14 protein-coding genes are annotated in these 12,988 nt (G+C 65.7%); 3 read left to right on the top strand and 11 right to left on the bottom strand.

Features of this window, described 5'->3' with window-relative positions; all coding sequences use genetic code 11:
• Positions 1–6: 6 nt before the first annotated feature.
• From moeA to HPF_RS14265, 4 genes are all read right to left on the bottom strand, one after another.
• Positions 7–1,284, bottom strand: coding sequence for a molybdopterin molybdotransferase MoeA (gene moeA, locus HPF_RS14280; RefSeq protein WP_133156961.1), 1,278 nt, complete (start codon positions 1,282–1,284; stop codon positions 7–9).
• A gap of 7 nt (positions 1,285–1,291) precedes the next feature.
• The gene (gene mobA / locus HPF_RS14275; RefSeq protein WP_133156960.1) at positions 1,292–1,912 is read right to left on the bottom strand and encodes a molybdenum cofactor guanylyltransferase MobA; all 621 of its coding nucleotides are present in this window, start codon (positions 1,910–1,912) and stop codon (positions 1,292–1,294) included.
• A gap of 4 nt (positions 1,913–1,916) precedes the next feature.
• Positions 1,917–3,032: a GTP 3',8-cyclase MoaA gene (moaA, locus tag HPF_RS14270; protein ID WP_133156959.1), complete on the bottom strand. Its 1,116-nt coding sequence runs from the start codon at positions 3,030–3,032 to the stop codon at positions 1,917–1,919.
• Positions 3,033–3,107: 75 nt separating this feature from the next.
• Entirely contained in the window at positions 3,108–3,932 is an 825-nt protein-coding gene (locus HPF_RS14265) for a metal-dependent hydrolase (RefSeq protein WP_066151249.1), read from the bottom strand.
• Positions 3,933–4,051: 119 nt separating this feature from the next.
• Here HPF_RS14265 and HPF_RS14260 point away from each other — a divergent pair, with 119 nt between their 5' ends.
• Positions 4,052–4,654 (top strand): TetR/AcrR family transcriptional regulator, encoded by a 603-nt coding sequence (locus HPF_RS14260; protein ID WP_133156958.1) that lies wholly within the window; start codon positions 4,052–4,054, stop codon positions 4,652–4,654.
• 55 nt (positions 4,655–4,709) lie between these two features.
• On the opposite strand, the gene HPF_RS14255 is transcribed toward HPF_RS14260, so the two are convergent.
• Positions 4,710–6,770, bottom strand: a complete 2,061-nt coding sequence (locus HPF_RS14255; protein WP_079365753.1) for a sodium-translocating pyrophosphatase — start codon at positions 6,768–6,770, stop codon at positions 4,710–4,712.
• 240 nt (positions 6,771–7,010) lie between these two features.
• On the opposite strand from HPF_RS14255, the gene ppa reads away from it, so the two are divergent.
• Complete coding sequence (ppa, locus tag HPF_RS14250; protein WP_066151241.1) at positions 7,011–7,547, top strand: inorganic diphosphatase; 537 nt, start codon at positions 7,011–7,013, stop codon at positions 7,545–7,547.
• Between the two features lie 82 nt (positions 7,548–7,629).
• Here the strand turns inward: ppa and HPF_RS14245 are convergent, their stop codons facing one another.
• From HPF_RS14245 to HPF_RS14220, 6 genes are all read right to left on the bottom strand, one after another.
• Positions 7,630–8,034, bottom strand: a complete 405-nt coding sequence (locus HPF_RS14245) for a bactofilin family protein (protein ID WP_066151238.1) — start codon at positions 8,032–8,034, stop codon at positions 7,630–7,632.
• 4 nt (positions 8,035–8,038) lie between these two features.
• On the bottom strand, positions 8,039–8,518 hold the full coding sequence (locus tag HPF_RS14240; RefSeq protein WP_079365754.1) for a hypothetical protein: 480 nt from the start codon (positions 8,516–8,518) through the stop codon (positions 8,039–8,041).
• 7 nt (positions 8,519–8,525) lie between these two features.
• Complete coding sequence (locus HPF_RS14235; protein ID WP_127806106.1) at positions 8,526–9,116, bottom strand: bactofilin family protein; 591 nt, start codon at positions 9,114–9,116, stop codon at positions 8,526–8,528.
• Positions 9,113–9,565 carry a bactofilin family protein gene (locus HPF_RS14230; protein WP_241559558.1) on the bottom strand — a complete coding sequence of 151 codons (453 nt, stop codon included), beginning with the start codon at positions 9,563–9,565 and terminating at the stop codon, positions 9,113–9,115. The genes HPF_RS14235 and HPF_RS14230 overlap by 4 nt, the downstream gene beginning before the upstream one ends.
• Positions 9,566–9,567: 2 nt before the next feature.
• Complete coding sequence (locus tag HPF_RS14225; protein ID WP_127806105.1) at positions 9,568–9,882, bottom strand: hypothetical protein; 315 nt, start codon at positions 9,880–9,882, stop codon at positions 9,568–9,570.
• A gap of 99 nt (positions 9,883–9,981) precedes the next feature.
• A complete protein-coding gene (locus HPF_RS14220) occupies positions 9,982–11,166 on the bottom strand; it encodes a GNAT family N-acetyltransferase (RefSeq protein WP_243721587.1) in 1,185 nt (394 codons plus the stop codon).
• Positions 11,167–11,230: 64 nt separating this feature from the next.
• Between HPF_RS14220 and HPF_RS14215 the strand changes: the two genes are divergently transcribed.
• On the top strand, positions 11,231–12,922 hold the full coding sequence (locus HPF_RS14215; RefSeq protein WP_133156956.1) for an NAD+ synthase: 1,692 nt from the start codon (positions 11,231–11,233) through the stop codon (positions 12,920–12,922).
• Positions 12,923–12,988: the final 66 nt, after the last annotated feature.

Below are 12,988 nucleotides of genomic sequence, written 5' to 3'. Positions count from 1 at the left end.
GTTGGCTCAGATCGCGCCATCGAACATCATCACGTCGACAGGATCGCCCACCGCCACGTTGCCCTGGTCGTGGTGCAGCACGATCAGGCCGTTGCCTTCGACCATCGAACGCAGCACGCCCGAGCCCTGGTTGCCGGTGGTGCGCACGCGCAGCGTGCCGTCCGCCTCGCGCGTGACGATGCCGCGCTGGTACTCGGTGCGGCCCGGCTTCTTGCGCAGCGCCTCGGCGCTGTGGGCCTGCAGCAGGACCGGCTCGCAGGCGGCGCAGCCCATCATGCGCTGCAGGGCCGGGCGCACGAAGGCCAGGAAGGTGACCATCACGGCCACGGGGTTGCCGGGCAATCCGAAAAGCACCGACGACTTGCCTTCCTGGACGATCCGGCCCACGGCCATGGGCCGTCCGGGCCGCATCGCGATGCGCCAGAACGCCACGTCGCCCAGCTGCTTCATCATGGCCTTGGTGTGGTCGGCCTCGCCCATGCTCACGCCGCCGCTGGTGATGATGGCGTCGGCCTCGGACGCCGCGCGACGGAATGCGGCTTCGAGCGCGGCCGGCTCGTCCTTGACCACGCCCATGTCGAGCACCTCGATGCCCATGCGGGTGAGCAGGCCAAAGACGGTGTAGCGGTTGCTGTCGTAGACCGCGCCCTCGCGCGGCGCCTCGCCCAGACTCAGGATCTCGTCGCCGGTGGAGAAGTACGCCACCTTCAGGCGCCGGAACACGGGGACGGTGGGCAGGCCCAGACTGGCGATCAGCCCCAGCGCCGCCGGTCCCAGGGTCTGGCCGCGCGCCAGGGCGGGGCGGCCGGCCATCAGGTCTTCGCCCAGCAGGCGGCGGTTGTCGCCCTGGCGGACCACATCGGCCGGCACGGTGACCGTTTCGCCATCGACCTTCACGAACTCGATGGGCACCACGGTGTCGGTGCCGGCGGGCATGATGGCGCCGGTCATGATCTTCACGCAGTCGCCCGCACCCGCCTGGCCGCTCCAGGCCTGGCCTGCGTAGGCGGTGCCCAGGCAGCGCAGCACCAGCGGCTGCCCCGGCTGCAACTGGCCGCCATCGAACGCGAAGCCGTCCATGGCCGAGTTGTCGTGCGGCGGCACGCTGATCGGCGAAACCACGTCATCGGCCAGAACCCGCCCCAGGGCACCGAACACGCCGCAGGCTTCTGTCTCGCTGACCGGTGTCACCAGCCGCGCCAGGAACGCGTTGACATCCACGGCCCTGAGGGCCTTGGGGTCGTAACCCTGCAATTCGGCGGCAATCTGTTCAATCGTCTTCATCGGTCCATCACGGTTTTTCGAGGGCGTGCAGTTCGTCCAGGGTGTTGGCATTGGCGAACGCCAGCGGGTCGTCGCCCGGGCGGTCAAACGGCACCACCACGGTGCGGTGCTGCCCGGTCCAGCGGTCGATCTTGCGGCCACCGCTGCGGGTGAACTCGGCTAGGCTTTCGAGCAGGCCGACCTTCATCAGGCAGAACACCGGCTGGGCCCGCCATTGCCCGTCGTCCTCGCGGGCGGCCGCCATGGCGATCTCTGTGTCGGGCGATTCAAAGGCTTGTGCCAGACGCCGTGCCAGGTCGAGCGGAAAGCGCGGCGAGTCGCAGGGCACGGTCAGCAACCAGGGGGTTTCGCAGCGCTCCAGACCGGTGAGAAAGCCCGCCAGCGGTCCGGCGAAATTGTCGAGTGTGTCGGGCCACACCGGGGTGCCGAAGGCCTCGTAGGCCGAGAGGTTGCGGTTGGCGTTGACCATCAGGTCGCCGACCAGACCTCCTTCCTGCATCTGCAGCCGCATCAGCGCGTTCAGCGCCAGCGGCGTGCCGTGGAAGTTCTGCAGCCCCTTGTCGACGCCGCCCATGCGCGAGCCGCGCCCGCCGGCCAGGACCAGCCCGGTGATGTCTCCCGCTTGCATGGGTTCAGCCTCCGATGTAGCTCATTTCGATGCGGCGCCCGCCCGCGCTCTGGTCTGGCGGCATGGAGGCGCGCAGTTCCGAGTAGCGGTCGTCACGGCCCTGCCAGATGCCGGCGATGGCGCTGGCCAGTTCGGCGTCGCTGGCACCACCGCGCACCAGCGGCTTGAGATCATGTCCCTGGGTGGCGAACAGGCAGAGATAGAGCTTGCCTTCGGTGGAGAGTCGGGCGCGGTTGCAGTCGCGGCAGAAGGCCTGCGTCACGCTGCTGATCACGCCAATCTCGCCGCTGCCGTCGGCGTAGCCCCAGCGTTCGGCCGTTTCACCGGGCGCCGACGGGTCCAGCTGCACCAGCGGCAGTTCGCGGTGGATCAGCTGCACCACCTCGGCGCTGGGCATCACCTCGTCCATGCGCCAGCCGTTGGTGGCGCCCACGTCCATGTATTCGATGAAGCGCAGCACCGCACCGGTGCCCTTGAAGTGGCGCGCCATCGGCAGGATCTCGTGCTCGTTGGTGCCGCGTTTGACCACCATGTTGATCTTCACCGGGCCCAGTCCGGCCTCGCGCGCCGCCTCGATGCCGCGCAGCACATCGGCCACCGGGAAGTCGACATCGTTCATGGCGCGGAACACAGCGTCGTCCAGCCCGTCCAGGCTCACGGTGACGCGCCGCAGGCCAGCAGCTTTGAGGTCGCGCGCCTTGCGTTGCAGCAGCGAGCCGTTGGTGGTGAGCGTGATGTCCAGCGGCCGGCCTTCGGTGGTGCGCAGCGCGGCCAGCTGCTCGATCAGGATCTCGATGTTCTTGCGCAGCAGCGGCTCGCCACCGGTGAGGCGGACCTTCTGCACGCCATGGGCCACGAACTGGCGCGCAATGCGGGTGATTTCCTCGAAGCTGAGCAGGGCGCTGTGCGGCAGGTAGGGATAGTCCTTGTCGAAAATCGACTTGGGCATGCAGTAGCTGCAGCGGAAGTTGCAGCGGTCGGTGACGCTGATACGCAGGTCGCGCAGCGGCCGCCCGAGCGCATCGCCGAGCAGACCGGTGGCAGCAATCGGTGTGGTGGGAACGACCGCGGCGCGGGTCGTCATGCGTTGGTCGACCAGGGGAATCACGCGTTCGGACATGGCGAGATTATGGTCGACCCTGCATAGCCCAGCCTGGACACACGGGCTCTGGGCAGGGACAATGCCCGCGGGCACTCAGGCGCTGCTGCCTACCCGCACGAACACCTGGGCGTTGGCAGCCAGCCAGCGCTCGGACAGCTCGCTGTGTTGCTGGGTCGGGTGGAAGTCTCGGCGGAAATAGCGCTTCCATGGCGTGTAGCTGGTGCGCAGCAGCCCGTCTCGTCCGAGCAGGTGCCGGGCGGCGCTGCGCCAGGTGGACCAGCGCCACAGCGTGCCGTCGGCGCGCAGGTTGGAGACGGTCTGCCGAAGCGCGTCGCCGAGGAAGAACACGGTCACGCGGCGCATCCAGCGCAGCCGCCAGGCTTGACTGCCACCCAGGGCCTGGTAGATGTCGAAGGCTGTGGACTTGTGCTCGGCTTCCTCAGCGCTGTGCCACAACCACAGAGTTTTCAGCCGGGGTTCGCAGCCATCCAGCAACTCGGGGTGCGCGAGCATCCACTCGGCGAAGAGGGCTGTGAAATGTTCGTTGGCTGCCGTGATGGCCACACCGTGGCGCACATCGGCTCCGTCCATCCGTGCCAGCCGCCGACGCGCTCTGGGCTCCCAGTGGTTGGTCAGACCATGTTTCTCGATCTGGGCGTTGAACAAGGCGTGGATGCGTCGGTGCGTGGCCTCCTGGCCCACAAAGCCCTGGACCTCGTCGCGCAGCGGCGCCTGTTGTTCCGGTGGCAGGGCCTTGAAGCCGGCGCGCACCGAGTCGATGAAGAACTGCTCGCCGATCGGGAAGCTCATGGACAGGGCGTTGAACCAGGCGGTCAGGAATGCGTCACCGCCGCACCAGTGGCGCTCCACGGGCTGGTCCAGATCGATCAACAGGCGGCGTACGACAAGTTCGGTCATGACTTCAAGCCTTCAAGCGGTAGTTGGTACCGATTGGTACCAGATTCGACATGGTCTTGCTTTCAGGCATGGGTGTCAAGCCGGCAAACCCTGTGGTCCCGCGGCCTAAGATGTCGGTCATGGCCTTGAACCAGACCGCACCAGAGACCTTCAACGGCAGCGAGCACCGGCGACGCCTTTTGCAGGCCATGGCCAGCATGGCCGCTACCAAGGGGCTGGCCGCGGTGACCATTGCCGACGTGGTGGGGGAGGCTGGCGTCTCCAAGCGTACGTTCTACGAGCACTTCGAGAGCAAGGACGACTGCTTCCTCACCTTGTACCGGGCCGTGAGCATGAATGCCCTCAAGACTCTCAGAGATTCGGTGACGGCAGACAGACCCTGGCAGCAGCAACTGGAGCAGGCGCTGCAGGCCTATCTCACGCACATGGCCGCCAGCCCCGAACTGCTGCGCACTTTGTTCATCGAGATCCACCACCTGGGGGTAGCGGGTGAACGGGCTCGGCGGGACGTCATGGACGCCTTGGCCGCTCTCATGGTGGAGACCCTTCGCCGCGGGCCAGCGGAGAGCGTCATCGACGAGGGGCTGGCACTGGCTGCGGTGGGCGGCATCAACGAACTGATCCTGCAGGCCATCGAACAGGGGCGGGTGGCGGAACTGCCCGCCATGACTCCTGTGGCCAGTGAGGTGGTGCGCCGCCTGGCGTGTTCGCCCGTGCTATGAACCGGCTCTGCTCCGGGGCCATGCGCTGTGACCGCCGGAGCAGGCGTCGAAGCGATCAGACCATCGGCAGCAGCGGCACGATGAGCAGTGCCACGATGTTGATGATCTTGATCAGCGGGTTCACGGCCGGGCCGGCGGTGTCCTTGTAGGGGTCGCCTACGGTGTCACCGGTCACGGCCGCCTTGTGGGCTTCGCTGCCCTTGCCGCCGTGGTGGCCGTCCTCGATGTACTTCTTCGCGTTGTCCCAGGCACCACCGCCGGTGCACATGGAGATGGCGACGAAGAGACCGGTCACGATGGTGCCCATGAGCAGACCGCCGAGTGCCTTCGGACCCAGGAACACCCCCACCAGGATCGGCACCACCACCGGCAGCAGGCTGGGCACGATCATTTCCTTGATGGCCGCGCCCGTCAGCATGCCCACGGCCTTGCCGTATTCGGGCTTGGCCGTGCCTTCCATGATGCCCGGGATCTCCTTGAACTGGCGGCGCACCTCGACCACCACGGCACCGGCCGCGCGGCCCACGGCCTCCATTGCCATGGCTCCAAACAGGTAAGGGATCAGGCCACCGATGAACAGGCCGATGATCACCAGTGGATCGCTCAGGTCGAAGCTCACGCTCTGGCCATAGGTTTCGAGCTTGTGGGTGTAGTCGGCAAACAGCACCAGCGAGGCCAGGCCTGCCGAGCCGATGGCGTAGCCCTTGGTCACGGCCTTGGTGGTGTTGCCCACGGCATCCAGCGGATCGGTGATGTCGCGCACGCTGCTGGGCAGCTCGGCCATCTCGGCAATGCCGCCCGCGTTGTCGGTGATGGGGCCGTAGGCGTCCAGCGCAACCACGATACCGGCCATGCTGAGCATGGAGGTGGCGGCCACCGCAATGCCGTACAGGCCGGCCAGCGAGTAGGCTGCCATGATGGCCACGCAGACGAACAGCACCGGCCAGGCGGTGGAGCGCATCGACACACCCAAGCCCGCGATGATGTTGGTGCCGTGCCCGGTGGTGGACGCCTGGGCGATGTGGCGCACCGGCGAGTACTGGGTGCCGGTGTAGAACTCGGTGATCCACACCAGCGCAGCGGTCAGCACCAGGCCCACCACCGTGGCCCCGAACAGGCGCATCTGGCTGCCGGCGGCGGCAATGGCGTTGTCCGGAATGATGGCAGTGGTCACGAAATAAAAGGCGATCAGCGAGAGCACGCCAGCGATGGCCAGGCCTTTGTAGAGCGCGGGCATGACGTTCTTCATGCCTGGGCTGGCCTTGACGAAGAAGCAGCCGATGATTGACGCGATGATGGACACGCCGCCCAGCACCAGCGGGTACAGCACGGCCTGCATCGGTGCGGCCACGACCATCAGGGCGCCCAGCACCATGGTGGCGATCAGCGTCACCGCATAGGTCTCGAACAGGTCGGCCGCCATGCCGGCGCAGTCGCCGACGTTGTCGCCCACGTTGTCGGCGATCACGGCCGGGTTGCGGGGGTCGTCCTCGGGAATGCCGGCCTCCACCTTGCCCACCAGGTCGGCGCCGACGTCGGCACCCTTGGTGAAGATGCCGCCGCCCAGTCGCGCGAAGATCGAGATCAGCGACGAGCCGAAGGCAAAACCGATCAGCGGGTTGAGCAGCTTGGCCAGGTTCTTGTCGGGCGTGAGGTTGCCGTTGCCCACCAGGAACCAGAAGAAGCCCGCCACCCCCAGCAGGCCCAGACCCACCACCAGCATGCCGGTGATGGCCCCGCCGCGGAAGGCCACGTCCAGCGCCGGGCCGATGCCCTTGGTGGCGGCCTGTGCGGTGCGCACATTGGCCCGCACCGAGATGTTCATGCCGATGAAGCCGCAGGCGCCCGAGAGCACAGCGCCCAGCACGAAACCGATGGCCGTGGGGCCGTCAAGAAACACGCCGATCAGCACGGCCAGCACGACACCGACGATGCCGATGGTGGTGTATTGCTTGGCGAGGTAGGCGGCAGCGCCGGCCTGGATGGCACCGGCGATTTCCTGCATGCGGGCGTTGCCCGGGTCCTGCGAAAGAATCCAACTGCGGGACCAGAAACCATAGACCACGGCCACCAGCCCGCACACCAGCGCAAAGATCAGCGCAGTTTGTCCAACCATAGATTTCTCCTGCTCCGTAACGTTTGACTTGGAGGGGGCAACGCTGAGAGGACTACCCCCGCTGCGTTGCTTCCTCGCGTCCGTCACGCACCCGGGGCGGGTGGGGCAGGGCGATTGGCCAACGAAGTGAATGTAGCGGGAATTGCTTCAGACACGAACTGATATGGATCAGGAAGTCAGGTTGGAATCAGTAAAATCAGGGTTAATCACTAGCGTTTTCTTCAACTTTCCAAAGAACCCATGTCTCTCGACAACGTCACCCCTGGCGACAAGATCCCCGAAGCGTTCAACGTCATTATCGAGATCCCCATGAACGGCGATCCGATCAAGTACGAAGTGGACAAGGAATCGGGCGCGATCTTCGTGGACCGTTTCATGAACACCGCCATGCACTACCCGACCAACTACGGTTATGTGCCCAAGACCATCGCCGGCGACGGCGACCCGGTCGATGTGCTGGTGGTCACCCCCGTGCCGCTGATGCCTGGTGTCGTGGTGCCCTGCCGCGCCATCGGCATCCTGAAGATGACCGACGAAGCCGGGGAGGATGGCAAGGTGCTGGCCGTGCCGACGAACAAGATCCTGTCGCTCTACAGCCGCTGGACCAAGCCCGAGGATCTGAATCCGATGCGCCTGAAAGCCATCGAACACTTCTTCGAGCACTACAAGGATCTGGAGCAGGGCAAGTGGGTCAAGGTCGCGGGCTGGGAAGGTCCCGAGTCTGCGCACAAGGAAATCATGGACGGCATCGCTGCATACAACAAGGCGCAGGGCTGATCTTTCGCCGCCACCTTCGAGGTGTCGGGCGAAAAAAAGCCTGCCAAGTGGCAGGCTTTTTTTGTGGGCGCAGCAGAGGGGGTCAGTTCTGCGCTGCGTCGATGTCGCCCCGGTACTCGATCTTGCCGCGCACCCGGGCGCGCGGATGAATGTCGATCAGCTCGTCGTAGCTGGCGTCGCCGATCAGCGTGGCCGAGCCGGTGATTTCCAGCGCCTTGCGGGCGATCACGGCGCCGATCACCTTGCCTTCGATGAACACATAGTCGGCCTCGAGCCGGGTGTTCTCGATCACGCCAGTGGCGCCCACATGCAGGGTGCCGCCGGTTTCGAAGGTGATGTTGCCTTTGAGCTGGCCGTCGACCTTGATGCCCTGGTCGCGCGTGGTGTGAAAGTTGCCGTCGAACACGGCGCCTTCGGCGATCAAGCTGGTGATGGCGGAAAGGCGCTCGGCCGGAACGAGGCGCGTGGACGCAGGGTTGTGGCTCATGAGATCAGGGCTCCTTGCTGTGCAACCAGTTTTCAGGGGTGAGGGTGAGTGTATCGGGAGATGTCAGCGCTTCAACGGCTGTTGTCGTTGCGTTGGCGGCGAATTCAAGCTGCGCGTTGGCGTGCAGATTCAGCGGCGTCCAGTCAGTTTCGGCAATGGACTCCGGAGGGTCCACAGCAGCCGGCAAGGGCGCGTACATCGCAGCCTCTGCTTCGATCATTCGTGGCTCGGCTGCTGCGGGCGTTGCCGGGAGCCAGCCTGCCAGGTAGCCCGCGGCGAACAGCAGTGCCAGTGCGGCCACCAGCCAGGGCAGGTACCGCAGGGCGAACCAGACGATCCAGCGCCAGACGATCCTGCGCCGTGCCACACGCCGGTCCCGGCGCCAGCTGGCCTGGAGCGCGGCCAGACGCACCGCCTCGGAGTCGGGGACCGACGACTGGCGGGGAGCTGGCGGTTGCTGGTGTTCGCTCCGCTGCCACTGCATGAGGCCGTCAGGTCACTTTCCGGGCGGGTGCCACGCGTTCGAGCGTGGCGTTCAGATCGGCGCCGTTGACCTGGATGCGCCCGTAGCGCACCAGTCCGTGAACGCTGGCGGAGTCGTGCAGGGACACTTCGCCCTGGCCCGAGTCGAGCACACCATCGGTGTGCCCCATGACGGAGATCTTGTGGGCGGTGATGTCCCCCTTGACGCGCCCGGTTTCGGTGACCACCACCGACACCTGGATGCCTTCGGCCTGCGTGAGGTTGCCATCAATCTGGCCCGCCACGCTGAACGGCCCCTTGAGCAGGGCGTTGCCCACAAAGTGCATGCCGTCGGCCAGCATGCTGCGGGCCGAGGCCACATCGGTCGCGTCGATCTCAGGCATGGTGCTGTCCTGAGCCTGCAGCATGGGAATCGGTTCTGCCATGGCCGGCGGCATGGCGCGGCCCACGTCCACCTCCAGCGCCTGCGGCAGGTCGGATGCAGGTTGCTGCTCCGGACTGGGCACGGCTGGGAAGCTGTTCTGGTCGTTCATCATGGTCTGGGATCCTGGGTGCTGTTCGAGATGGCGTTCGGGAGGGATATAGCGGCGTGCTTTCATGATCGGCCTCCGGGTGCTCTCAAGGGCTGCTGGGACTGGACATCATGCAACACGGGCAGGGTGCTTCCCAACTTTAGCGTCTTGAACGGCCCGCGAAGATCCGCGCCCTCGTACAGCTGCAATCGTTTGGCCATCAGCGTGCCCGTGGACACACCGGTCTGGGCTACATAGGCCATGCCGTGGCATTCGAGCTGCGTGTCCTGCGCCGAACCTTCGGTCACGCCGAGCTGGCCAAACAGGTACAGGTCGCCCTGCACGCGCACCGTGCCCCGCACCACGCCACCCTTCCAGATGATGAGCCGACCGTTGACCCGAATCTGCCCGGAGATTTCTCCCTGGACCAGCAGACCGCCTTCGAACAGCAAGTCTCCCTCCAGCCGGCTCCCGGCAGCCACCCGGTTGACCACGTTCATGGCGATCGGGTCGATCGTCAGCGTGTCCTGTGGCAACTTTATTTCCACAGCAGCAGCCCCCAGGACACGGCCGACCCGGTCAGCGACAGCAAACCCAGAACCGCCACCCACAGCGCATGACGCTCCATCAGGCGGCGGACACGACCCGGCCGGGTCCTCGCGGTCCCGGGTGGTGTGGCATGGCTGAGCAGCGCCCATTCCTGCCAGAGCTGGCTCAGACGGCTTTCGCCGGTGGCCAGATCAATGCGCAGGCCTTCCGCTTGTGTGCCACCCGGCTGGCGGCGCCGGCCGAGCAGGACAGTGAACGGCGCGCCCACAACGGTCTGGGTGAAGAAGGCGTCAGTCGGGTCCATGGTTCTCAATTGTAGGGAGAGCGTAACAAGTCGCTGAGAGCGTTTGCGCAGGTCGAGTGCCACGAAGCATTCGGTGAAACACGCCCGGGTACGGCGTGACTACGCCAGATTGTCGGGAGTGGTCGCTGGTGGCGCCCCCGCGGATGCACGAACCGGATTGCGCTCTGCCAGATGCGAGAGATAGCTGTCCACGCCGCTCTCCTCGCGCTCCAGGAAACGCGCCACCGCATCGGAAAATGCCGGGTGGGCCAGCCAGTGGGCGCTGCTGGTGCGCGTCGGCAGGAGCGCCCGGGCCATCTTGTGTTCGCCCTGGGCCCCGCCTTCGAATCGCTCGAACCCATGGTCAATGCACCAGTTCAGGGGCTGGTAGTAGCAGGCCTCGAAATGCAGGCAGTCCACCCGTTCCAGCGCGCCCCAGTAGCGGCCGTACGCCACCCGCTGTGATGCGTCGATGCCCACCAGGCTGCTCGCAATCGGACGTCCATCGCGTTCTGCGACGAACATCAGCCAGTTCTCGGGCATGTCCCGGGCCATGCGGGCAAAAAAATTAGGCTGCAGGTAGGGCGCATTGCCGTGCTCCAGGTAGGTGCGCTCGTAGCAGCTGTAGAAGAACCGCCAGTCCGCGGGGCTGATGTCCCGCCCCTGTGCATGGCGAAACTGCACGCCGGCGTCGGCGACCTTGCGCCGCTCCTGGCGGATCTTCTTGCGCTTGTCCTGCTGCAGGCTGGCCAGAAACTGATCGAAATCCAGATACTTCTGGTTGTGCCAGTGAAACTGGACCGTGTGGCGCAGCATCAGCCCGGCGTCGACGCAGGCCTGCTGATCGCGTGGCTGGGCAAACAACAGGTGCAGCGACGAGAGTTGCTGTTCCTGACAGTAACGGAGCAGCGCCTGCAGCAATGCGGCGCGCGATGCATCGTCGCGCGCCAGCAGCCGGGCGCCAGGCACAGGGGTGAAAGGCACCGCCACCAAAGCCTTGGGGTAGTAGGAGAGGCCATGCTGCTCGTAGGCGTTGGCCCATGCCCAGTCGAACACGTATTCGCCGTAGGAATGCTGCTTCAGGTACAGCGGGCAGGCCGCCACCATGTGTCCACTGTCCCACAAGGTCATGAAGGCTGGCCGCCACCCGGTGCGGTGGGTGGCACTGCCGCTGGCATCCAGCGCCGCCAGATACTCCAGCCGCATGAAGGGGCTCGGGTCGGCCTCGAGTTCCAGCAGGGCATTCCAATCGGCGAGCGGGATTTCCGCCGGCACGGTGAAAACCCGGGTGACATAATCTTCCACCCCCCCGCCGGGGCCAGGCGCTCCGGCGGTCGTTCCCTGTGTTGTTCCCCTTGGTTCCGATTCCATGACGCTCAAGATTTGTGTGGCCCAGCTCAACTTCGTGGTGGGGGACATGACTGGCAATGCCAGGCGCATTGTGGAGGCGGCGCGCAGCGCCCATGCAGGCGGTGCACAGCTGCTCGTGACACCTGAACTGGCGCTCTGTGGTTACGCGGCGGAAGACCTGTTCCTCCGGCCAGCCTTCATCGACGCCTGCGATGATGCGCTCAAAGTGATCGCCAGCGGCACGGCCGACCTCAAAGGCCTGCACATAGTGGTGGGACATCCGGCCCGCAAAGGCGACGAAGCAGGGATGCGCAACCGAAGCGTGTCGGTGGCCAGCCTGTACAACGCTGCGAGCGTGGTCTGCGAGGGGCGCATCACCCACACCTACGCCAAGCGCGAGCTGCCCAACTACCAGGTTTTTGACGAGCGTCGTTACTTTGTTCCAGGGAGTGACACCTGCGTATTCGATGTTCTGGACAGCACAGGGCAGTCTGCGAAAGTGGGCCTGCTGATCTGTGAGGACGCCTGGTTCGACGAGCCGGCAACCGATGCCCGAGCCGCCGGTGCCGAGGTGCTGGTGGTTATCAACGCCTCGCCGTTTCATGCCGGCAAGGGAGGCGAACGGGAGGCCACCATGCGCGATCGAGCCCGGGTGGTTGGTCTTCCTCTGGTGTATGCCCACCTGGTCGGCGGGCAGGACGAAATCGTGTTCGAGGGGCGCAGTTTTGTCCTGGGCTCCGACGGGACGCTGGTGGGCCGTGCCGTCAGCTTTGAAGAGACGCTGTTTGACATTGCTATGACCCGGGCCGGCGGTGGCTGGCAGATCGAGGCCGGCATGGACCGGCCGCACAGCCTGGAGGCCGATCTCTGGCACGCACTGGTGCTGGGGGTGCGCGACTACCTGGGCAAGAACGGCTTCCCCGGGGCGCTGCTGGGGTTGTCGGGCGGTATCGACTCAGCCCTGGTGCTGGCGATTGCGGTCGATGCGCTGGGCAAGGACCGGGTGCGGGCGGTGATGATGCCGTCCCACTACACCGCAGACATTTCCTGGATCGACGCGCGCGACATGGCGGCGCGCCTGGGGGTGCGCTACGACGAGATCGCCATCGCGCCAGAGTTCGAATCATTCCGGGCGTCGCTCAACCCCCTGTTCGAGGGGCGTCCCGAGGACACCACGGAGGAGAACCTGCAGGCGCGCATCCGCGGCACGTTGCTGATGGCGCTGTCCAACAAGTTCGGCTCCATCGTGCTGACCACCGGAAACAAGAGTGAGATGGCCACCGGGTATTGCACGCTCTACGGCGACATGGCCGGGGGTTTTGCGGTGATCAAAGACGTTGCCAAGACCATGGTGTTCCGCCTGGCGCGCTGGCGCAACGCGCACGATCCCTATGGCACCGGAACGAACCCGATTCCCGAGCGCATCATCACGCGGCCGCCCAGCGCCGAATTGCGGCCGGACCAGAAGGACCAGGACAGCCTGCCGGAGTACGAGGTCCTGGATGCCATCATCGAGCGCTACATGGAGAACGACCGCAGCCCGGACCAGATCGTGGCGGAAGGGTATCCGCAGGCCGATGTCGACAAGGTGGTTCGGCTGATCCGCATCAACGAGTACAAGCGGCGCCAGGCACCCATCGGCATTCGCGTCACGCACCGCAGTTTCGGCAAAGACTGGCGCTATCCGATCACCAGCCGGTACCGCGCCTGACACGCCCGAGTGCCCCATGGGGGCAGACACCCTTGGGCATAATTACCCGGCAACTTTGCCCGCCTG

It is taken from the genome of Hydrogenophaga pseudoflava (assembly GCF_004353865.1).
Taxonomy (GTDB): Bacteria; Pseudomonadota; Gammaproteobacteria; order Burkholderiales; family Burkholderiaceae_C; genus Hydrogenophaga; species Hydrogenophaga pseudoflava.
This window is presented reverse-complemented; position numbering and strand designations above follow the sequence as displayed.